Origin of the sequence: Stenotrophomonas rhizophila (genome assembly GCF_000661955.1) — a bacterium.
Taxonomy (GTDB): domain Bacteria; phylum Pseudomonadota; class Gammaproteobacteria; order Xanthomonadales; family Xanthomonadaceae; genus Stenotrophomonas; species Stenotrophomonas rhizophila.
The window spans coordinates 1123060-1144404 of record NZ_CP007597.1 but is presented as its reverse complement, the minus strand read 5'-3'; the positions used below and the strand labels follow the sequence as shown (position 1 = coordinate 1144404).

The following is a 21345-nucleotide window of genomic DNA, read 5'->3' as shown; positions in this document are numbered from 1 at the left end:
CCGCCCTGCCCGCGGCTCACGCCGGCAGCTTGAAGTCGGCAACCGAGCGGCGCAGGTCGGCCGCCAGCTGTGCCAAATGACCGATCGACTCGGCGGTCTGTCCCGCACCCTGCGAGGTCTGGCCGGTAATCTGACGGATCACGCCCATGGTGCGGGTGATGTCCGAGGCGGCCGACGACTGCTGCTGGGCGGCGATCGAGATGTTCTTGATGAGGTTGTTGAGCGCGTTGGACACGCGTTCGATTTCAGTCAGTGCGGTACCGGCGTCTTCGGCCAGGCGCGCACCGGACACCACTTCGGCGGTGGTCTGCTCCATCGAGCTGACCGCTTCGTTGGTATCGGCCTGAATGGCCTGGACCAGGCCTTCAATGCGTCGGGTCGCACCGGAGGTGCGTTCTGCCAGGCGCTGCACTTCGTCGGCCACCACGGCGAAACCACGGCCGGCCTCACCGGCCGAGGCCGCCTGCACCGCGGCGTTCAACGCCAGGATGTTGGTCTGCTCGGAAATGTCGTTGATCAGTTCCACGATCGAGCCGATTTCCTGCGACGATTCGCCCAGGCGCTTGATGCGCTTGGAGGTTTCCTGGATCTGGTCGCGGATCTGGTCCATGCCCTGGATGGTCTCGCGGACCACGCCGGCGCCTTCGGCGGCGATCACCACCGAGCGCTGTGCCACGTCGGCCGACTCGGCCGAGTTGCGCGACACCTGTTCGATGCTCGAGGCGATTTCGCCGATGCGGTCCGATGCCGAGGTGATCTGGTTGGCCTGGTGGCCGGCCGCTTCGGCCAGCTGCATGGCCGTGGCCTGGGTTTCCTGGGTGGACAGCGCGACCTTGGCCGAGGTGTCGTTGATGGTGGTCACCAGGTGGCGCAGTTCGTCCACGGCGTAGTTGATGGCGTCTGCGATCGCGCCGGTCATGTCCTCGGTCACCGAGGCCTTCACCGTCAGGTCGCCTTCACCCAGCGAGCTGATTTCGTCCAGCAGCCGCATGATGGCCTGCTGGTTGCGGCTGTTGAATTCCACCTGGGTCTGGTAACGCAGGTCCTGCTCGCGCGACCGGCTGCGCACGGTGCTGCTGACGAAGCCGATGATGGCGATCAGCGACAGCGCACCGGAAATCACACCCAGCCAGAAGTTCGGGAACAGGCGCGTGTCGCGCACCGAACCGAACGAGGAGAAGGCTTCAAACAGCTTCTTGCTGTCGTCCAGCATGCGGGTGGCACCACCGGTCAGCGCGGCTGCCGAGGACTGCGCCGAGAACAGCTGGCGCGAACTGGCCAGGATCGCGTCGGCGTCCTTCTTCATGGTGTCCCACTGCTTCTGGGACTGCTCCAGCGCAGCCAGCGCGCCGGCATTGCGCACCGGGGTGATGCCCAGTTCTTCGTTGCCGTTGCGCAGGGCGTCCAGCACCTGGGTGAACACCACCGAGTCGCGGGCGAGCGCGTCGCCCGCCGCGGCGGCATTGGCACCGCCGGCGCGCATTTCGGTGACCCGGCGGGCCATCGAGCCCACCACCACCACCTGCTGCAGCGCGTTGTACACCTGCGAGGCCGGCGCACCGCCAGCGGACATCGCGCGCACCACTTCGTTCAGCTGTGCCTGCAGTGCCGGCACGCCGTTGACGAAGTTGTTGGCGTTGCCGGCCAAGGCCAGCACCGCCGGCTCACTGGCCACCAGCTGGGCGGCGCTCTTGCCGAGCGGCTCCCAGGTCTGGCTGAGCTGGGTGAGCGGGCCGGACACGTTGGCCTCGGACCCGTAGCGGCCCTGCAGGCTGCTCACCGTGCTCTCGATGCGGGTCTTGGTGTCCTTGAAGGCGGTGAACGCCTGGGCGTTGCCCGAGACCGCTTCACGGCCCTGGTTGGCCAGCTGCTGGGACAACACCTGCAGATCGGCCGCGCCGGTACTGGCGCCGGCCAGGCGACTGCCCTGCCAGGTGGCGACGCCGGTGTTGACGCCGAACACGATCATCGACAGGGCCAGCAGGCCGAGCCAGAAATTGGTTCCCACCGACCCGAGCTTGCCGGCCTTGGCGGATTCCGAAGTAGTACTCATCGTTCAACCTCGATCATCAAATACGGTGAGACAGGCGGCAGCAATCAGGCTGCGGCCTGCCTGAATTCGGGAGTGCGCGACAGCAGCGACAGTGAGAACACGCCCCAATCGTGGCCATCGCCGTGGAAGGCACGGTCGATGAAGTGGGCGTAGCGGCCGCTGGCGAGATCGCCAATGGCGATGTCCTGGCCCTGGTCGAAGCTGCGCTGGCCAAACAGTTCATCGATGGTGAGCGCGACGTCGCCGCCGGCCTGGCGCATGATCAACACGCGCTGGCCTTCCTGGTGCACGGTGCGCTCGCCTTCCAGGAAGTACTTCAGGTCCACCACCGGGAACAGGTTGCCGCGCAGGTTGCCCACGCCCAGCAGCCACGGCTGTGCGCCGGGCACCGGGGTGATCGGCGGCATCGGCACGATTTCAACCACTTCGCGGAAATCCGACACCAGGTGGCGCTTGCCCACGCGGTAACCGACGCCACGCCACAGGTCCTGCGCGAACTGACGTTCGGGCAGCTGCACGGCATGGGCCAGGCTGCGCCGTTCGTAGGCTTCGAGGATGTCGAAAGGAGAACGCATCAGACCACCAACTGGTTGATCCGCGCGATCAGTTCCTCCTCGCGCGGCGGCTTGACGATGTAGTCGGCCGCCCCCTGGCGCAGCCCCCACGCCTTGTCGGTCTCCATCGCCTTGGTGCTGACGATGACGACCGGAATATGTTTGATGGCCGCATCACGCGCCATCGCACGGGTGGCCTGGAAGCCACTCATGCCCGGCAGGACGACGTCCATCAGCACCAGCTGCGGCGCATGCTCGCGCACGAGCACCAGCCCGTCCTCGGCGTTGTCCGCTTCCAGTACTTCGTGCCCGGCCTTGGTCAACCACTGCGTGAACACCGCACGGTCGGTCGGTGAATCCTCGATCAGAACGATTCGAGCCATTGTGCCTTTCCCCCTGGTCAGGCGTTGACGTATGTGCGGATGGCACCCAGCAGTTCTTCACGCGTGAATGGCTTGGTCAGGTACTGCTCCGAGCCGACGATGCGCCCGCGCGCCTTGTCGAACAGGCCGTCCTTGGAGGACAGCATGATCACCGGGGTCGACTTGAACAGCTGGTTGCCCTTGATCAGCGCACAGGTCTGATAGCCATCCAGCCGCGGCATCATGATGTCCACGAAGATGATCTGCGGCTGTTGGTCGGCGATCTTGGCCAACGCCTCGAAACCATCGGTCGCGGTCACCACCTCGCAGCCTTCGCGCTTGAGCAGTGTTTCGGCGGTCCTGCGAATGGTCTTCGAATCATCGATGACCATGACCCTAAGCCCTGCGAGTTCCCCACCCGCAGCCATGTTTTCAGTCATTACCTTTCCCCGGGCGCGCGACGCTTCTGCTTGGTCCGGCGTCGCTGCGAAAGCGTATCTATATCGCACTTCCCGCGCAGGCTACAAGCGCGGCCACTTCAGCCAAGCCGCAGACGGGTCGGACCGGGCCGGATCGGCCCGTTTTGCGCAAACCCCGGGGCCGGGCGGACGCAGCGTTGCACCCCGCCGGGCAGGCAACCGGCCCCGGTTGCGGCTACCATCATCGCCCTGCCCGCCAGGTTGCGACCATGCCGTTGAACGTCATCGTGGTGATGGACCCCATCGCCCACATCAAGATTGCCAAGGACACCACCTTCGCGATGCTGCTGGAAGCCCAGCGCCGCGGCCATGCCCTGCACTACGTCAGCCCCGGCGGGCTGGCCCTGCGCGACGGCCAGGCGGTCGCCCGCACCGCGCCGCTGCAGGTGCGCGAGGACAAGGCCGACTGGTTCACCCTGGGCGAATTCAGCCAGACCGTGTTCGGCCCCGGCCAGGTCGTGCTGATGCGCAAGGACCCGCCCGTGGATGCCGAATTCATCTACGACACCCATGTGCTCAGCGTGGCCCAGCAGGCCGGCGCCCTGGTGGTCAACGACCCCCAGGGACTGCGCGATTTCAACGAGAAGCTGGCCGCGCTGCTGTTCCCGCAGTGCTGCCCGCCGACCCTGGTCAGCCGCCGCAACGCCGACCTGAAAGCCTTCGTGCTCGAACACGGCCAGGCCGTGCTCAAGCCGCTGGACGGCATGGGCGGGCGCTCGATCTTCCGCAGCGGCACCGGCGACCCCAACCTCAACGTGATCCTGGAAACCCTGACCGACGGCGAGCGCACGCTGGCCCTGGCGCAGAAGTTCATCCCGGACATCACCGCCGGCGACAAGCGCATCCTGCTGGTCGACGGCGAGCCGGTGGACTACTGCCTGGCGCGGATCCCGCAGGGCGACGAATTCCGCGGCAACCTGGCCGCCGGTGGCCGCGGTGAAGGCCGCCCGCTGAGCGACCGCGACCGCTGGATCGCCGCCCAGGTCGGGCCGGAAATGAAGCGCCGCGGCATGCGCTTTGTCGGCCTGGACGTGATCGGCGATTACCTGACCGAAGTCAACGTCACCAGCCCCACCTGCGTACGCGAGCTGGATGCCCAGTTCGGGCTGAACATCGCCGGCACGCTGTTCGACGCCATCGAGGCCAGCCTGCCGCGATGAGTGCGACGGTTGCACCGCTGACGCCGCTGCAGGCGCGCGAATCGCAGCGCCTGGGCGCGACCCTGGCGCTGTCGCTGCTGGTGCATGCGCTGCTGATCCTGGGGGTGGGCTTTGCGGTGACCGACAAGGCCGCGCTGGTGCCCACCCTGGAGGTGATCTTCAGCCAGACCCAGACCGCGCTGACGCCCAAGCAGGCCGATTTCCTGGCCCAGGCCAACCAGCAGGGCGGCGGCGACCACGACAAGGCCCAGCGCCCGCGCGACAACCAGGCCGGGATCGTGCCGCAGCCGCAGGCCGGGCTGTCGCCGGTGCCGCAGCAGCGCCAGGACGCGGCCAACCCACCCCCGCCGCAGACGCGGGTGGTGTCCAGCCGCAACAGCACCGAGCAGGTGGCCAGCGCGCAGCCGCAGCCGTTGCCCGAGCACCCGCAGCCGGAGGCCCCGCTGAATGCGCGCGAGCAGCGCGACGCGGAAATGGCCCGGCTGGCCGCCGAGGTGCACCTGCGCTCGGCGCAGTACGCCAAGCGCCCGAACCGCAAGTTCGTGTCGGCCAGCACCAAGGAATACGCCTACGCCAACTACCTGCGGGCGTGGGTGGACCGCGCCGAGCGCGTGGGCAACCTCAATTACCCCGACGAAGCCCGCCAGCGCCGCCTGGGTGGGCAGGTGGTGATCACCGTCGGCGTGCGCCGCGACGGCAGCGTGGAAAGTGCGCGGATCCTGCGCAGCAGCGGCACCCCGTTGCTGGATGAGGCTGCCCTGCGCGTGGTCCGCCTGGCCCAGCCGTTCCCGCCGTTGCCCAAGACCGACGACGGCGTGGAGATCCTGCAGGTGACCCGGACCTGGGCGTTCCTGCCCGGCGGTACGTTGCGCGACGATCGGTAAGGTTGGGGGCAGCCGACCAACGGTCGGCTCTACCGGGCGGCCTTGGCGGCGCGGGCGGCCTGCTGTTCCACGAGCGTCAGCGCCACGTTGTTGCGCAGGTAGGCCGGTTCGACACGTTCCGGGGCCACGCCTTCGCCGCGCGCGAACGCCGGCACTGCCAGCGTCAGCAGGTCCGATGCACGCGGCAGCGCCTGCGCATCGACGCCGTCGAGCTGATCGGCCAGGCGCGTGGCCAGCAGACCGTCGGCAGCGCCGAAGCCGGTGCCCACGCCGAACCAGCGGCTGCCCTCGGGCAGGACCACCGCCTCGGGCGCACACACGATCTCTTCGCCCTGCAGCTGCCACTGGCCGTCCACGCGCACCTGGCGCGCCGCGTACACCTCGCCCATGCGGGCGTCGATGCTGCTGAGCACCTGGTCGGCGCCGGCCGGCGCACGCAGCGCCAGTACCTGCAGCGTGGACACCGGCAGCAGCGGGCGGTCCAGCGCCAAGGCGATGCCCTGCGCGATGGCAATGGCCAGGCGCACGCCCGTGAACGCGCCGGGGCCGCGCCCGAGCGCGATGGCATCCAGCTGCGAACGCGCGATGCCGGCTTCGGCCAGCAGTTCCTCGGCCCACGGCAGGCTCAGCTCGGCGTGGCGGCGCGGGGCGATCTCGAACCGCTCACGCACCTGCCCATCCACATACAGGGCGACGGAACAGGCTTCGGTGGCGGTTTCAAAGGCGAGCAGTTTCATGGCGGTCAGAACAGGGAAGTGGGGAAGTCATCGGGTGCCGCGGGTGACACAGGGGCTGCAGCGGGCGCCGCCGCTGCAGCGGGTGGCGCGAGCAGCGCGTCAGGCGGCCATTGTGGCGCAAAGAAGCCGCGCACATCGTCCAGCGCGCGGGTGCGCCGGAACGGTGGCAGCGAATCCAGGAAGATCCGCCCGTAGCTGCGGCTGAGCAGCCGCGGGTCGCACAGCACCAGCACGCCGCGGTCGGTCTCGCTGCGGATCAGCCGCCCGACGCCCTGCTTGAGTGCGATCACCGCCTGCGGCAGCTGCTCATCGCGGAACGGATTGCCGCCGTCGCGCCGGATCGCGTCCAGCCGCGCCTCGAACACCGGATCATCCGGTGCGGCGAACGGCAGCTTGTCGATCACCACCACGCTCAGCGCATCGCCCACCACATCCACGCCTTCGCGGAAACTGGCCGAGCCCAGCAGCACGCCGTTGCCCGATTCGCGGAAACGCTGCAACAGGGTCGCGCGCGGCGCCTCGCCCTGCACGAACAGGGGCCACGGTGCATCACGCAGCGCTTCGGCCGCTTCACGCAGCGCGCGGTGCGAGGCAAACAGCAGGAACGCCCTGCCCTGCGATGCCTCCAGCACCGGGGTGAGTGCCCGGATCAGGGCGGTGCCGAACCCGCGCGCCGCCGGGTCCGGCAGGTCGGTGGGCAGGTAGCACAGCGCCTGCGTTGCCCAGTCGAACGGGCTGGGTTGCAGCAGGGTGACCGGATCGTCCAGCCCCAGCCGCTGCGAAATATGCGCAAACCCACCGTCCACGGTCAGCGTGGCCGAGGTGAATACCCAGGCCGCCATCGAGCGCTGCCGATGCTCGCGCAGCGGCCCGGACACGTCCATCGGGGTGCGCTGGCAGCGGAAGCCGCGCGGGGTCAGTTCGTACCACAGCACGTCCGCCGGGGCCGCGGCCAGTTCCGGGTCGGCGTCGAAATCGAGCATCGGGGCGTCTTCGCCGAGCCAGCGCGACAACCGCGCCACCGCTTCCAGCGCCCGCGCGTGGCAGGCGTCCAGGCCCGGCGACGCCTCGCGCACGCCGACCAGCGCGTCGCGCAGCGACACCAGGGCCGACATCGCCGCATCGAAGCCATCGCGCACCTGCGGCACCGCCAGCGCGCGCCATTGGGTGCCGCGCGGTGGCAGCCCGTCCATGGCGGTGCGCAGGTCGCGCAGGGTCTGTTCCAGCGCGGCAGCGGGTACCTGCAGCGCGGCCTGCGCACCGGCCACGCTGCGGCTTTCGGCCAGGCAGTCGCGCGCCAGTTCCTGCCACGGCCGCATGCCGAACCCTTCGCCGAAGAAGTTGGCGGCCAGTTCCGGCAGCTGGTGCGCCTCGTCGATCACGAAGGCCTGCGCGCCCGGCAGGATCTCGCCGAAGCCCTCCTGCTTGAGCGCCAGGTCGGCCAGCAGCAGGTGATGGTTGACCACCACCACGTCGGCCGCCTGTGCACGCTGGCGCGCCTGCACCACGAAACAGTCGTCCCAGAACGGGCACTCGTTGCCCAGGCAGTTGTCGACGGTGGAGGTGACCATCGGGTACAGCGGCGAGTCTTCCGGCAGCGCTTCCAGCTCGGCCATGTCGCCGAAGCGGCTGCGCCCGGACCAGGCCAGGATGCGCTGGAACTGCGCCACCTGCTCAGGCGAACTGAAGCGGGGTTCGCCGCGGGCCTGCTGCAGGCGGTAGCGGCACAGATAGTTCGCACGGCCCTTGAGCAGCGCGCTGCTGTGGCCCACCCCGAGCGCCGCGCGCACCCGCGGCAGGTCGCGGTGGTACAGCTGGTCCTGCAGCGCGCGGGTGCCGGTGGAAATGATGATCTTCAGCCCCGACAACAGCGCCGGCACCAGGTAGGCATAGGTCTTGCCGGTACCGGTGCCGGCCTCGGCCAGCAGCACGTCGCGCTGGTCGAAGGCTTCGGCGATGGCAGCGGTCAGGCGCAGCTGCGCCGGGCGAGCAACGAAGGCATCCAACTGGCTGGCAAGCGTCCCGCCCTCGCTGAGGGCTTCGCTGCTGGCATGGGCAAGGCGTGACATGCGCCCATGATAAAGGCTGCCACCCGCCCCATGGATCGGGCGCACGCACGGAACGTAAACCCCGTATGGACTGCGCGCGCGTGCGGAACGCAAACCCCATGTGGACTGCGCGCGCGGAACGTAACCCCCGCATGGACTGCGCGCGCGGAACGCCCCCCGTAGAGCGGGGCTCTGCCCCGCTGCACCGGATTCAGGGCAGCGGGGCAGAGCCCCGCTCTACGGGGGGATGGCATTGCGCGCAGCGGGGCAGAGCCCCGCTCTACGGGGGTTGCCTGCGGTCAGTACCGCTTGATGCCCGGCACCGTGCAGCCTTCCAGCTGGGCGTGCGCGGAGGCGGCGTTTTCCTTCTGGCCCCGCGCCAGGCGCGACTGTTCGATGGTGGCCCAGTGACGACGGCACAACGGGCCGGTCTTCGAGCCCAGGTCGACCGCCTTGCGCGCCAGCGATTCGGCACGCGGCCAGTCGCCCTGCAGCAAGGCGATTTCGGCGCGTTCCTGCAGGATCGACGGATCGCCTTCGGAGATCAGCAGCGCCTGGTTCAACGCTTCGGCGGCGGCCGGCAGGTCGTTGGCCTGGCGGCGCACCTGCGCGGTCATGCGCAGGTCTTCGATCTCGGCGTCGCGCAGTGGCTGCACGGCCAGTTCCTTGTCATCGGCCCCCACGGCCACCGCCTCCACGGCCGCCATGCGCTGGGCCGGGGTGGTGGTGTCCACGGGCGCCTTCACCGGCGGTGCCGGGGTGACGCACGCGGTGAGTGCCAGGCCCAGGCTGAGCAGGCAGGCGGAACGGATCAGGGTTCGGGTAGTCATGCGGGCCGGCCTCGCTCCGGAATCATCGCGCGGGGGGAGTGGTGGCAGGTGCCGGCGCCGGCTCTGCGGCGGGCTCCGGCTTCTTGCCCATGCCGAACCAGCTGCGCCAGCCACCGCCTTCGGTGCTGCCTTCGCCGCCCTCTTCCTCAGGCAGGGCGGCCGGCGGCGGAGCACACGGCGCATACGCCGGTGCGTAGCCCACCACGAACGGGAAGCGCCGGGCGCCCGGGCAACTCTCATCGGTGCTGGACGTGCCGCTGGCTTCCACGTACTGCCAGTCCAGGCCCTTGCTGCTGACCTTCAACGGCGCGCTCGGCAGGCGCTGGAAAATGCTCGACCACACGCGCATCGAACCGGTGGCGCCATACAGCCCGGCCTGCTCGTTCTGGTCGTTACCCATCCAGATCACAGCCAGGTGGTCGCCGGTGTAGCCGGCATACCAGCTGTCGCGGCCATCGTTGGTGGTGCCGGTCTTGCCGGCCGGCTGCAGGCGGCCCAGGCCGTCGGCATTCAAGCGTTGCGCGGTGCCGCTGGCCACCACCTGCTGCAGGCCGATGCTGATCAGGTTGGCGGCGATCGAGTCACCTTCCTGGGCCGGTGCGGGCGACTTGTCGTAGCGCTTCATCAGCTTGCCCTGCGGGTCCAGCACGCCACGCACAGCATGCAGCGGCTGGATCTCACCGCCGGAGGCGAGGAACTGATACAGCTGGGCCATCGCATACGGGCTCTGGTCGGTGGAGCCGAGGATGACCGCCGGATTGGGGTCGGCCTTGATCCCGGCCAGCACGTGGATCAGCTGGGTCACGCGCTCCGGGCCGACCTGCATGCCTACCCGGACCGTGGCCTGGTTGTAGGAATGGGCCAGCGCGTCGATCAGGCGCACGGTGCCGTGGCTGCGGTTGTCAGCGTTGCCGGGCGACCAGTTGCGGCCACGCGACAGCTGCACCGTCACCGGCGAATCGTCCACCCAGCTGGCCAGCGAATAGCGATCCGGCTGGGCCAGTGCCAGCAGGTACACGAACGGCTTGAGCAGCGAGCCAACCGGGCGCTGCGCCTCGATGGCACGGTTGAAGCCGGGCTCGGCGAAATCGCGGCTGCCCACCACGGCCAGCACGTCGCCGTTGTGCACGTCGGTCAGCACCATGCCGGCCTGCAGCTCGGGGCGCTTCTTGCTTTCCAGCGACTTGATCGTCTTGGTGACCGCACCTTCGGCGTAGGCCTGGGCCGACGGCGCCATGCCGGTCATCACGCTCAGCCCGGCGCCCTGCAGCACCGATTCGGGGTAGTCGTGGCCCAGCTGGCGGCGCACCAGGTCCACGTAGGCCGGGAACCGGTTGGCGGCGATCAGGCCCGGGGTCTTGGGCACGCCCAGCGGCGCCTTCAGCGCACGCTGGTATTCGGCGTCGTCGATCAGCTGGCTTTCGTGCAGCTTGCCCAGCACGAAATTGCGGCGGTCCAGCGCGCGCTCGGGATTGCGGCGCGGGTCGTAGTAGGACGGACCTTTCACCAGGCCAATCAGCAACGCGACATGTTCGGTGTTGAGCGAGGACAGGTCGCGGCCAAACCAGAACTCGGCACCGGACGACATGCCGTGGATGGCCTGGCTGCCACGCTGGCCCAGGTACACCTGGTTGAGATAGGCCTCCAAGATGGTGCGCTTGTCGTAGCGCGCTTCCATGATCAGCGCGTACAGCACTTCATTGAACTTGCGGGTGACGGTCTGTTCCTTGCCGATGCCCAGCAGGCCGCTGCGGGCCAGCTGCTGGGTCAGCGTGGACGCGCCCTGGCGGCTCTGGCCACCGGAACGCACGGTCACCCAGATCGCGCGGGCGATGCCGCTCAGGTCGATGCCGTGGTGGCGGTTGAAATCCTTGTCTTCCACCGCCTGCAGGCCGGTGACCAGCAGTTCGGGGGTTTCCTCGATCCGCACCAGCCGGCGTTCTTCCTGCTTCTGTCCGTACAGGGTGGCGATACGCGCCGGATCCAGACGCGCGGCCTTGAGTGCCTTGCGGCTGTCGGCATCGCGCAGCGAAGCGATCTGCCCGCCGGACAGGCTCAGCTCGACGCGGCGCGGCGCCACCGGGCCATCGACGTCGCTGTACCCACGGCTGGCAATGACGAAGCGGCCCCCTTCCTGCTGGTAGGTGGCGGCCGATTTTCCGGTGCCGTCATCGCGGTAGGCCGCGGCGGCCAGCTCGGTCTTGAGCGTGGAGGCATCCATCGCCACGCCCGGCGCCAAGGCCAGGGGGCGGGCATACACCCGGGTCGGGATCTGCCAGCGCAGCTCACCGAAACGTTGGGTGACCTGCTTGTTCAGATAGACCGTATAGGGAATCAGGAAGCCCAGGGACAGCGCGACTGCGGCCATCCCCCAGGTGATCAGCCGACGCCGCCACAGCGGGCCGCGGCTGTCGGTGTCGTCTTCGAACTCGTCGGTGTCGTCGGTATCGTAGCGTCGGGGCACGGGCATCGGGAAGCAGTGGGCTCGGCGCAGTCTAACGCAGCACACCAGCGCCGGCGGTATCGCGGCGGCACCCGTTCGGGCGCACTACAGCAAGCGTTATGGCGTTGGCATGGGACCGCCGCGGCCACGCAGGGCATCCCACAGCCCCCGGCACATGAACCGCAGGCGAATCCAGCGCGGCGCAATGAACAGGCTGTTGCCGAGGAACTTGAGCACCAGCCGCGGCACGTCCTGGGCCACCCACACCCGCGGGGTACTGGGGCGGGCGTACAGCCGCACCCGGTTGCGCATGATGTAGTACAGCCGGAATGGCTTGTGCACGACCACCCCATGCGGCTTGAACCGCGACGCCCGCAGGTGCTCACCCAGACGGTGGCGCATCTGCGCGTCGCACACGCCATGCAGCTCCATCCCGACGGCCTTGGCCCGGAAGCACCAGTCCATGTCGACGTTGTCGATGAACAGCGATTCGTCCATTCCGCCAACGCGGTCGAGCGCGGCCAGCGGCATCAACGAGCCGGACGTGATCAGGAAATCGCACGACACGGTCTGCCCGGGACCGCCGTAGTCCTTGTCGTTGAACGGAAAGCCCATGCGCACGAACGGGGCGGACTTGCCGCTGCGCGCATCCACGAACTGGGGGCCGACCGCGGCCACCGGCGCGTGCGCCGACAGCGCGGCCAGGGCCTGCGCAAGGATCTCCACCATGCCCGCATGGAGCACGCTGTCCTGGTCCATCAACAGCACATGGCCGACGCCCAGGGCGCGCGCGCGCTCGATGCCGCGGTTCAGCGCAGCGGCCAGCCCCACGTTGCATGCCGAGGTGACCACGGTGACCGCCTCCACCCCAGCCAGCGCGGCAGCGACATCGATGCCGGGGCTGCCGTTGTCGAATACCACCACATGTCCCACCTGCGTCTGCACGCTGGCCACGACCTGCGCCAGCAGCGCCGGCTCCGGCGCATAGGTGACGATTACCGCGCAGATGTCTGCAGCGGGAATGGCCGCCTGCCCGCGGGTCGGGTGGTTCTGATGTGTCGCAGCGGGATCTTGAAGGGTCATACCGGGGGAAAAGGCGGGCGAAACAGCGCCCGCACTATAGCCGACCCACTCCGCGCTGGCTGTGCGCTGCGTTCAGCGTTCCAGCGTGGCTGCGTCGCGCAGCCGCGCCTGCAGCGGTTCGATCTCGCTGGCCGGCACGCCCAACGCCTGCGCCTGCTGCAACGCCTCGCGGGCGTAGCGCGCGTCCCCTGCCCCCAGCCGCTCGCTGCCAATGGCCAACCAGCGCCGCCCCAACCGCCGTCGCGCCTCGCCCAGTTCGTTGTCGCGTGCGGCCAATGCCTGCCAGGCCTGCAGGCAATCACCCGCCGCGCGCACCCGGTTGCGCCGCAGTTCGTCGTCAAAACACGTCACCAGCACCGGCAACAGCTGATGCGCGGCCGCCAGCACGGCCGGGTCGGTCGGCGCCAGCGCCTGCGCGGCGCGCAAGGCATCGAATGCGCTGCGGCCCGGCGGCAGCAGCCAGTCGCCGCGCGCCTGCGCCTGTTCGAAACGCGCCAGCAGCACGCGCAATTCGCCCTTGGTGCGGGTCGACGGCGGAACGCGCAACGCCTGCTGGGCATGCCGGGCCTGCTCGATGGCAGTGCGCGCGGCGGCCAGCGACGGGGCCTGCGGGTCGATCGCCATCGCTTTATCCAGGGCCTGGCTGGCCTGCGCAAAGCGGAAATCACCCGCCAGGCGCGTGGCGTGGCGGGCCTGGCGGTCGGCCAGTTCGCGCAGCCCGGCCTGGGCACGGGCATGCCCGGGCGCCGCTGCCGCTACCGCGCGGTAGCCCGCCCAGGCCGCGTCCGCACGGCCGCGTGCCAGATCGCGGTCGGCACGGCCGAGGGCCTGTTCCAGCGCCGCATTGAACTGCGCCTCGGTCTGCGGCAGGTCCACATGCCCGGGGTCGTAGCGGCGGGCGCTGCCGAGCAGGGTCGCGGCCATGGCCAGGTCACCGCTGCTGCAGGCACTGCGCGCCTGCAGCAGCAGGTCGGACAACGCATCTTCGCGTCCCTCCAGCGCACGCAGCTGGTTGGGTGCCACCGCCAGCACCTGCTGGAACAACGGCAGCGCACTGTCCGGGCCGTCATCCAGGCGCTGCGCCTGCAGCGCCGCCTCGGCGCGCCCCAGCAGCACCGCAATGCCGGCGTGGGCACTGCCGCGTTGCTGCAGCTGGTGTGCCAGTTGATCGGCATCGCGCTGTGGCACCTGCAGTTCGCGCGCCAGCGCCAGCGCACGCCGTGCGGCGTCCAGGTCGCCCGCGTCCAGCGCATCGCGGGCCTGCTGCAGCGCCGCCTGCGCCGTGCGCGCCAGGCCGGCGCGGGCCTGGCTGCGGTCCCCGTCCAGCGCCAGTGCGGCCTGGTACCACTCCCGCGCGCCGCTGCCGTCGGCTGCGCTCAGGCGGCCGGCGGCCAGCGCGCGATCGCCCTGGTCCAGCAACTGTTCGATCTGGGGTTCGTTCCAGAACCAGTTGGCCAAGGGCCGCCGCAGCAGCACCAGTGCCACGAACAACAGCACGGCCACCAGCAGCGCCCAGCGCCACACGCGGCGTGCATGCCGCGCCTGCAGCCACCACCAGCGTCCTTCGCGGCGCACCCGGCGCAGCGCGGGGTGGACGGCGTCCTCGCGGTCGGAATGACGGCTCATCCGCTGAGCCTAGCGGCTGTCACGTGATGTCAGCCTAGACGCCGGGCATCGCTGACACCGGGCAGCGCATCCAGCTTGCCCAGCAGCGTGGAGAGCTGGCCGTAGTCGCTGACCTTCAGGCGCAGGCGCAGATGCGCGCGCCCGCTGTTGCGCACGTTGTCGCTGTGGATATCCAGCACGTAGGCATCTTCCTGCGCGATCAGGTTGGTGATGTCCTTGAGCAGCCAGCGGCGGTCCACCGCGTCGACCACCACGTCCACCTCATAGCCACCGCCGGCCTGGCCCCACTCCACCGGCAGGATCCGCTGCGGGCTGGCCGCCGACAACCGCGCCAGCGCGGCGCAGTCGGTGCGGTGCACGGTCACGCCGCGGGTGCGGGTGAGGTAGCCGACGATCGGTTCGCCGGCCACCGGCTGGCAGCAGCGCGCCAGCTGCACCAGCAGGTTGCCCACGCCCTGCACCGTGAATTTGGACTTGCCCAGGCTGTCGCGGCGCGCGGTCGGGCGCGGCAACGCCGGGGCAGCAGGCTGGCTGGCGGCGCGCTCGGCTTCCAGCAGCGCACGGCTGACCTGGTTGGGGCCGGTGTCGCCCAGCGCCACCTGGATGTACAGGTCGTCCACGCTGTCGGCATGGAATTTCTTCGCCGCCACGGCGAGGTCGGCATGTTGCAGGCCAAGCCGCTTCAGTTCGCGGTCGAGCAGGTCGCGACCGGCCTGCACATTGCGGGCGCGATCGAGCTTGTGGAACCAGCCGCGCACCTTTTCGCGCGAACGGTTGCTGGCCAGGAAGCCGTTGGACGCCAGCAGCCAGTCGCGGCGTGGATCGGCTTCCTTGGAGGTCAGGATTTCCACGCGGTCGCCGCTGCGCAGCCGGTAGGTCAGCGGCACGATGCGGCCGTTGACCTTGGCCCCGCGGCAACGGTGCCCGACCATGGTGTGCACGTGGTACGCGAAATCCAGCGGGGTGGCGCCCTGCGGCAGATCCATCACCTCGCCCTTGGGGCTGAGCGCGTACACCCGGTCTTCGGTGAGCTCGGCATCCAGGGCACCGGCCAGTTCACCGGCGGGGCTGTCCTGGGCGTGTTCCAGCAGCTGCCGCATCCAGGTGATCTTGCGGTCGAACGCCTTCTCCGCGCCCTTGCTGCCTTCCTTGTAGCGCCAGTGCGCGGCCACGCCGAGTTCGGCCTGGGCATGCATGTCGTGGCTGCGGATCTGCACTTCGATGGTGCGCCCGTCCGGACCGATCACCGCCGTATGCAGCGAGCGGTAGTCATTGGCCTTGGGCCGGGCGATGTAATCGTCAAACTCGCTCGGCACCGGCGCCCACAGCGAATGCACCACGCCCAGCGCGGCGTAGCAGGCGGCCACGTCCTGCACCATCACGCGCACCGCGCGGATGTCGTAGAGCTGCTCGAAGGCGAGCTTCTTCTTCTGCATCTTCCGCCAGATGCTGTAGATGTGCTTCGGGCGGCCACTGACCTCCGCGTTGATGCCCTGGGCGAGCAGTTCGCGCGACAGCACCTTCTTGACCGTCTCGACGTAGCGCTCGCGCGCCAGCCGGGTCTCGTCCACTTCGCGCGCGATGCGGCGGTAGGTGTCCGGTTCCAGGTGGCGGAAGGCCAGGTCTTCCAGTTCCCACTTGAGCTGCCAGATGCCCAACCGGTTGGCCAACGGGGCATGGATGTCACGGGTCAGCTGCGCAAGTGCCCGGCGCTCTTCTTCGGGCAGGCGGTCGGCGCCGCGCATGCGCGCCAGTTGCCGCGCCAGCAGGATCGGCACCACCCGCAGGTCCTGGATGATCGACAACAGCAGCCGGCGAAGGCCTTCGCTGTTGCGCCCGGCATCGCGCCCGGCGTGCAGCGCCCAGACCTGGTCGGCCGCATCCTGGCCGTCCAGCAGGCCAGCCACCGCCGGCTTCAGCGTCCCCAGCGGCAGCGTGTCCAGCCCGGCGCGCAACCCGGGCAGGTCGAACAGCAGCGTGGCCAGCAGCGCGCTTTCATCGGCCGACAGCAGCGCCAGCGCATCCAGCGTATCGGCCAGCACCGACCAGCTGGAGTGCATCTGCGCGTCGGCATCGGGCAGCTGCCAGCGCTGCAGCAGCGCCTCGCGCAGGGCGGGCGGCAGCGACGCCGCCGAGGGTCGGTTCAACAAGGCATCCAGGCCGGGGACAGAAGCGCGGTTCACAGCATCGTGCAGGCAAGACAGAGACCCCTACACTAGCGCCGAGGCCGGTCGCGGACAATCAAAACCACCGCATCGGCCGGCATGTCGTCATGCCGGGCCCGCGCCAACACCACCCCGCTGGCCCTACACTGCGGCAAACCCAAGGAGATCTGCCATGCGCTTTTCGCGTCTTCGCCTGCTGGCCAGTGCGGCCGTCCTGTTGAGCCTGGCCAACCCGGCGCTTGCCCAGCGCGTGGTCGACGGTGACCTGCAGCAGCAGATGTCGCCGGCCGAGTTCAAGGCCGCCGGCCTGGACAAGCTCAGCCCGGCCGAACTGACCGCGCTCAACGGCTGGCTGCAGGGCAAGGTGGCGGCGGTGGCCGCCGATACGCGCGAGCAGGTGCGTGAGCAGGTCCGCGAACAGGCGCGTGAGGAAGGCCGCCAGGAAGTCATCGTCAAGAACCGCGGCTTCTTCGACTTCGGCAGCAACGAGCCGATCACCAGCACCCTGCAGGGCGAGTTCCGCGGCTTTGGCAAGGCGCGCAAGTTCGTTCTGGCCAATGGCCAGGAATGGGAGCAGGAAGACGACACCGTGCTCTCCGGCGTGCGCAAGACCAATCCGGCGGTGTCCATCAGCCCCGGCGTCATGGGCGTCTGGTACCTGCGCGTGGACGGTGTGAACACCCGCGCCAAGGTCCACCGCACCAAGTAGGCGAGGCGTCGACCCGGGCGCGGGGCGTTCTCAGAGCTGGCGCAATGCGTCCATCCGCTGCGCCAGCTTCTTGGCCGAAATGCCGGTCTTGGCCCCCAGTTCCTGCGCGAACAACGACACCCGCAGTTCCTCCAGGTCCCAACGCAGCGCCTGCCACTGCGGGCGTTGGCGCAGACCGCGGCGCTCGGCCTCGTCCAATGCGTCGATGAACGGCCGCAGTTCCAGCATGCGTGCCTGGTCACGCGGTGGGTCGCGCTTGGCCCGTTCGCTGCGCAGGATCATCGCGCGCAGGTAGCGCGGATACTGGGCCAGTGCATCGGCCGGGGTATCCCGCAGGAACCCGGGGTGGACCAACCCGGCCAGCTGCTGCTCCAGGTCGTCCAGGTTGCCGCGCGCCCAGCCCATCAGCGTGGACTGCAGCGACGGCTTGAGCTCGGCCACGTGGGCCAGAATGTTCTCGGCCAGCTTCAGCCGCGCCATCGCCTCGGCGAACAACCCCTTGCCGGCCGCATCGCGGCGCTGTGCAAAGGCGGCCGGGTCGCGGATATCGCCCAGGCCGTCGGCCAGCACCGCGTTCAAGGCGGCATCCACCAGGTCGCCACGCAGGCGCTCCTGTGATTCGATCGCGGCGTACAGCAGCCCGGTCTTGGGCGGCACGGGCAGCTGCTTGCGTGCCTGCTTGGCCTTGTCGGCCAGGGCAATGTCGAACAGGCGACGGACCCCGTGTGGGTGCTGCTCGGCCGCTTCGTTGCGGTCGGCGAAGATCCGCAGCGCCGCACTCTCGCCGGTATCCACCAGCGCCGGGTAAGCGGGGACGCCGGCTTCGCCGGGCACCTGCACCGGGATCGGCGTGGCCGGGAAATCGCGCAGGCCTTCCACCGCCAGCGCGCGCCCGGCGCGGGCGGCAAACGCTTCGCCGGCCTGCCCGCCGAAGCGAGCGCGCAGTGCATCCAGGTCGCGGGCACTGGCCAGCAGCTTGCCCTGCGCGTCGAACAACCGCAGGTTCATGTGCAGGTGGGTGTCCAGCGCAGCCAGGTCGAAATCGGTGGCCGCCACCTGGGCACCGGTCGCCCGCGACAGGAACCGCGCCAGCTCGCCGCGGATGTCGTCGGCACTCGGGTCGGGGAACGCTTCGGCAAAGGCACGCCCGAAATCCGGCGCCGGCACGTAGTTGCGACGCATTGCCTTGGGCAGGCTGCGGATCAACGCCGATGCCTTGTCGGCGACGAAGCCCGGGGCCAGCCACGACAGGCGCGCGGCATCGAGCGCGTTGAGCAGGTGCAGCGGCACGTCCAGGCTGACGCCATCGTCGTCGCTGCCTGGCTCGAAGCGGTAATGCAGCGCCAGACGTGCGTCGCCCAGCGGCAGGTACTTGGGATAGCGCTCGGCATCGCTGCCTTCGCCGGGCAACAGGTCGGCCAGCGACCAGGCCAGGCCATGGCGTTTCTCCGGGGTCAGGCCCTTCCACCAGGTATCCAGCGCGGTGGCCGAGTGGATCTCCGACGGCACCCGGTCCAGGTACCAGCGCGCCTGCCAGGCTTCGTCGGCGACGATACCGGCGCGGCGCAGCTTGGCCTCCTCCTCGCGCGCCTGTTCGAGCACGGTGAGGTTGTCGGCGATGACGCTGGCGCGGGTGTTGATCTCGCCGGTCACCAAACCCTGGCGGACGAAGATGTCGTGCGCCTCGCCGGGGGCGATGCGACCGTAGTGCACCGGCTTCTTCGGTGCCAGCACCAGCCCGAACAGGCTGATCTGCTCCGACGCCAGCACCTGGCCCTGCGCACGCGACCAATGCGGGTCGAAGTGTTTGCGCAGCAGCAGGTGCGGCAACTCGGCGATCACCCAGTCCGGTTCGATCGCTGCGTTGGTGAGGCCCCAGATCTTCTGCGTGTCCAGCAGCGTCGCGGTGAGCAGCCACGGGGGCGGCCGCTTGGCCAGCACCGAGCCGGGGAACGGCAGGAAGCGGCGCTGGCGCGGCGCAAGGAAATCGCCCTTGTCGCTGCGATGGCCGATCTGCGTGGGCAGCCCGGCAATCAGCGCACGGTGCAGGGTCTGATAGGCCGCGGCACGCACCTTCTCGCTGAAGGCACTGCGCGCCTCGCGGCCCTCCACGACCGGCGCAGTGGCTGGCGCCGGGGCGGCCGGCTCGCTCTTGCCCTCGCGGGCCAGGCGCGCGGCGCGGTGCTGCTGGCCGCGCGTCACCTTGGCCTTGGCTTCGTCATCGCGCGCCGGGGCCGGCGCCGACGAACCGGCCAGCAACGGGTCCAGCGCACTGGCGGCCGGTTCTTCGGTCCAGCCCAGTTCCTCGCACAGCACGCGCAGCTGGCGATGCAGCTCGCGCCATTCGCGCATGCGCAGGAAGCCCAGGAAATGCCGCTCGCACCAGCCCCGCAGCTTGGACTGGGTGAGGTCCTCGTGGGCCTGCCGGTAGCCATCCCACAGGCGCAGCACGCCCACGAATTCCGACCGCCCATCGGCGAACAGCGCGTGCGCGGCATCGGCCGCGCCACGGGCTTCCGGCGGGCGCTCGCGCGGGTCCTGGATGCCCAGGAACGAGGCGATCACCAGCATCGGCCGCAGGCAGCCCTGGGCCTGCGCGGCCACCAGCATCCGCGCCAGCTTGACGTCCACTGGCAACCGCGCCATCTGCCGCCCGACCGGCGTCAGCCGGCGCTGGTCGTCCACCGCGCCCAGCTCGCCCAGCTGCTGCCAGCCGTCGGCGATGGCGCGCTCATCGGGCGCCTCCAGGAACGGGAAATCCTCGATCCGGCCCAGGCCCAGCTGCAGCATCCGCAGGATTACCCCGGACAGGCTGGAGCGGCGGATTTCCGGATCGGTGAATGCATCGCGCGACTGGAAATCGGCTTCCGAGTACAGCCGGTAACAGATGCCTTCGGACACGCGCCCGCAACGGCCCTTGCGCTGGTTGGCGCTGGCCTGCGACACCGGTTCGATATGCAGCCGGTCCAGTTTCTGGCGCGGGCTGTAGCGCTTGACCCGGGCCAGGCCGGGATCGACCACGTAGCGGATACGCGGCACCGTCAGCGAGGTTTCGGCCACGTTGGTGGCCAGCACGATGCGGCGCTTGCTGCCGGGGTTGAAGACTTCGTCCTGGTCCTTCACCGACAGCCGCGCATACAGCGGCAGCACCTCGGTTTCGCGGTACTTGCGCCGTTCCAGCGCCTGGTGCGCGTCGCGGATCTCGCGTTCGCCGGGGAAGAACATCAGGATGTCGCCGCGCGGATCAATGCGGGTGATCTCGTCCACCGCGGCCACGATGGCCTCGTTGACGGTGCGCTCGCCATCGCGCCCGCCCTCCTTGTCACCCCCGCCCTCGCCTTCCAGCGGGCGGTAGCGCACCTCCACCGGGAAGGTACGGCCTTCGACGCTGATCACCGGCGCATCGTTGAAATGCTCGGCGAAGCGCGAGGTGTCGATGGTCGCCGAGGTGACGATCAGCTTCAGGTCGGGGCGCTTGTGCAGCAGCTGCTTGAGATAGCCCAGCAGGAAGTCGATGTTGAGACTGCGCTCGTGCGCCTCGTCGACAATGAGGGTGTCGTACTGGGACAGATAGCGGTCGCTGCTGATTTCAGCCAGCAGGATGCCGTCGGTCATGAACTTGATGCGGGTGTCGTCGCCGACGCGATCGGTGAAGCGCACCTGGTAGCCCACCACCGTGCCCAGTTCGGATTTCAGCTCCTGCGCGACGCGGGTGGCCACCGCACGTGCGGCAATCCGTCGCGGCTGGGTGCAGCCGATCATGCCGGCCACGCCGCGACCGGCGGCCAGGCACAGCTTGGGCAGCTGGGTGGTCTTGCCCGAGCCGGTTTCACCGGCGATCACCACGACCTGGTGGTCGCGGATCAGGGCGGTGATGCGCTCGGCTTCACGCGCAATGGGCAGGCTGTCGTCCAGACTGATCGACGGCTGGTGCCGGGCGCGGCTTTCGCGCCGCTGCACCGATGTCTGCAGGGCCTGTTCGAACGCGGCGGCCACGCCTGCATCGTTGGGCTTGGACTGGCAGCGCGAGAGCAGGCCGAGCAGGCGACCACGGTCACGGCTCATGCCAGCGTCGATCGCGGCGCGCTGTTGGCGCAGGCGGGAAGCAGATTGTTTGTCGATAGTGCTCATCAATCGAATCGGTTAGAACTTTGATTACTACTGAAAGGTTAGTCTGATCTATTGTGAAGGCCATCCATTCCACAAGGAGAA

15 protein-coding genes are annotated in these 21345 nt (G+C 69.4%); 3 read left to right on the top strand and 12 right to left on the bottom strand.

Annotated features, from left to right (window positions below):
• Nucleotides 1–16 precede the first annotated feature (16 nt).
• The 4 genes from DX03_RS04825 to pilG are packed head-to-tail and all read right to left on the bottom strand — an operon-like array spanning nt 17 to nt 3409.
• Nucleotides 17–2053: a methyl-accepting chemotaxis protein gene (locus tag DX03_RS04825; protein WP_038686787.1), complete on the bottom strand. Its 2037-nt coding sequence runs from the start codon at nt 2051–2053 to the stop codon at nt 17–19.
• Between the two features lie 44 nt (nt 2054–2097).
• The gene (locus tag DX03_RS04820) at nt 2098–2628 is read right to left on the bottom strand and encodes a chemotaxis protein CheW (RefSeq protein ID WP_038686785.1); all 531 of its coding nucleotides are present in this window, start codon (nt 2626–2628) and stop codon (nt 2098–2100) included.
• Nucleotides 2628–2990 (bottom strand): response regulator transcription factor, encoded by a 363-nt coding sequence (locus DX03_RS04815; protein WP_038686783.1) that lies wholly within the window; start codon nt 2988–2990, stop codon nt 2628–2630. Before DX03_RS04815 ends, DX03_RS04820 begins: the two co-directional genes overlap by 1 nt.
• Before the next feature lie 17 nt (nt 2991–3007).
• A complete protein-coding gene (gene pilG / locus DX03_RS04810) occupies nt 3008–3409 on the bottom strand; it encodes a twitching motility response regulator PilG (RefSeq protein ID WP_017356958.1) in 402 nt (133 codons plus the stop codon).
• Between the two features lie 248 nt (nt 3410–3657).
• On the opposite strand from pilG, the gene gshB reads away from it, so the two are divergent.
• Nucleotides 3658–4608, top strand: coding sequence for a glutathione synthase (gshB, locus tag DX03_RS04805; RefSeq protein WP_038686781.1), 951 nt, complete (start codon nt 3658–3660; stop codon nt 4606–4608).
• Complete coding sequence (locus tag DX03_RS04800) at nt 4605–5492, top strand: TonB family protein (RefSeq protein ID WP_038686779.1); 888 nt, start codon at nt 4605–4607, stop codon at nt 5490–5492. Before gshB ends, DX03_RS04800 begins: the two co-directional genes overlap by 4 nt.
• Before the next feature lie 29 nt (nt 5493–5521).
• Here DX03_RS04800 and tsaB read toward each other — a convergent pair whose 3' ends face one another.
• From tsaB to DX03_RS04765, 7 genes are all read right to left on the bottom strand, one after another.
• Nucleotides 5522–6229 (bottom strand): tRNA (adenosine(37)-N6)-threonylcarbamoyltransferase complex dimerization subunit type 1 TsaB, encoded by a 708-nt coding sequence (tsaB, locus tag DX03_RS04795; protein ID WP_038686777.1) that lies wholly within the window; start codon nt 6227–6229, stop codon nt 5522–5524.
• A 5-nt stretch (nt 6230–6234) separates the two neighbouring features.
• On the bottom strand, nt 6235–8298 hold the full coding sequence (yoaA, locus tag DX03_RS04790) for a DNA repair helicase YoaA (protein ID WP_038686775.1): 2064 nt from the start codon (nt 8296–8298) through the stop codon (nt 6235–6237).
• 278 nt (nt 8299–8576) lie between these two features.
• Nucleotides 8577–9107: a tetratricopeptide repeat protein gene (locus DX03_RS04785; protein ID WP_038686773.1), complete on the bottom strand. Its 531-nt coding sequence runs from the start codon at nt 9105–9107 to the stop codon at nt 8577–8579.
• A 22-nt stretch (nt 9108–9129) separates the two neighbouring features.
• Nucleotides 9130–11571, bottom strand: coding sequence for a penicillin-binding protein 1B (gene mrcB, locus DX03_RS04780; RefSeq protein ID WP_038691910.1), 2442 nt, complete (start codon nt 11569–11571; stop codon nt 9130–9132).
• A gap of 96 nt (nt 11572–11667) precedes the next feature.
• Complete coding sequence (locus DX03_RS04775) at nt 11668–12633, bottom strand: glycosyltransferase family 2 protein (RefSeq protein ID WP_081797150.1); 966 nt, start codon at nt 12631–12633, stop codon at nt 11668–11670.
• A gap of 72 nt (nt 12634–12705) precedes the next feature.
• On the bottom strand, nt 12706–14259 hold the full coding sequence (locus tag DX03_RS04770) for a hypothetical protein (protein WP_038686770.1): 1554 nt from the start codon (nt 14257–14259) through the stop codon (nt 12706–12708).
• Nucleotides 14260–14288: 29 nt separating this feature from the next.
• A complete protein-coding gene (locus DX03_RS04765; protein WP_038686768.1) occupies nt 14289–16442 on the bottom strand; it encodes a RelA/SpoT family protein in 2154 nt (717 codons plus the stop codon).
• 154 nt (nt 16443–16596) lie between these two features.
• Here DX03_RS04765 and DX03_RS04760 point away from each other — a divergent pair, with 154 nt between their 5' ends.
• Entirely contained in the window at nt 16597–17133 is a 537-nt protein-coding gene (locus tag DX03_RS04760) for a hypothetical protein (protein ID WP_038686766.1), read from the top strand.
• A 30-nt stretch (nt 17134–17163) separates the two neighbouring features.
• Here the strand turns inward: DX03_RS04760 and hrpA are convergent, their stop codons facing one another.
• On the bottom strand, nt 17164–21264 hold the full coding sequence (gene hrpA, locus DX03_RS04755; protein ID WP_038686764.1) for an ATP-dependent RNA helicase HrpA: 4101 nt from the start codon (nt 21262–21264) through the stop codon (nt 17164–17166).
• Nucleotides 21265–21345: the final 81 nt, after the last annotated feature.

What these genes read in the sequence shown, in the direction of transcription:
- DX03_RS04760 (WP_038686766.1), top strand. Translation starts at nt 16,597, where the DNA reads ATGCGCTTTTCGCGTCTTCGCCTGCTGGCCAGTGCGGCCGTCCTGTTG.
- DX03_RS04815 (WP_038686783.1), bottom strand. Translation starts at nt 2,990, where the DNA reads ATGGCTCGAATCGTTCTGATCGAGGATTCACCGACCGACCGTGCGGTG.
- DX03_RS04785 (WP_038686773.1), bottom strand. Translation starts at nt 9,107, where the DNA reads ATGACTACCCGAACCCTGATCCGTTCCGCCTGCCTGCTCAGCCTGGGC.
- pilG (WP_017356958.1), bottom strand. Translation starts at nt 3,409, where the DNA reads ATGACTGAAAACATGGCTGCGGGTGGGGAACTCGCAGGGCTTAGGGTC.
- DX03_RS04825 (WP_038686787.1), bottom strand. Translation starts at nt 2,053, where the DNA reads ATGAGTACTACTTCGGAATCCGCCAAGGCCGGCAAGCTCGGGTCGGTG.
- tsaB (WP_038686777.1), bottom strand. Translation starts at nt 6,229, where the DNA reads ATGAAACTGCTCGCCTTTGAAACCGCCACCGAAGCCTGTTCCGTCGCC.
- yoaA (WP_038686775.1), bottom strand. Translation starts at nt 8,298, where the DNA reads ATGTCACGCCTTGCCCATGCCAGCAGCGAAGCCCTCAGCGAGGGCGGG.
- DX03_RS04800 (WP_038686779.1), top strand. Translation starts at nt 4,605, where the DNA reads ATGAGTGCGACGGTTGCACCGCTGACGCCGCTGCAGGCGCGCGAATCG.
- DX03_RS04820 (WP_038686785.1), bottom strand. Translation starts at nt 2,628, where the DNA reads ATGCGTTCTCCTTTCGACATCCTCGAAGCCTACGAACGGCGCAGCCTG.
- gshB (WP_038686781.1), top strand. Translation starts at nt 3,658, where the DNA reads ATGCCGTTGAACGTCATCGTGGTGATGGACCCCATCGCCCACATCAAG.
- DX03_RS04770 (WP_038686770.1), bottom strand. Translation starts at nt 14,259, where the DNA reads ATGAGCCGTCATTCCGACCGCGAGGACGCCGTCCACCCCGCGCTGCGC.
- hrpA (WP_038686764.1), bottom strand. Translation starts at nt 21,264, where the DNA reads ATGAGCACTATCGACAAACAATCTGCTTCCCGCCTGCGCCAACAGCGC.
- DX03_RS04775 (WP_081797150.1), bottom strand. Translation starts at nt 12,633, where the DNA reads ATGACCCTTCAAGATCCCGCTGCGACACATCAGAACCACCCGACCCGC.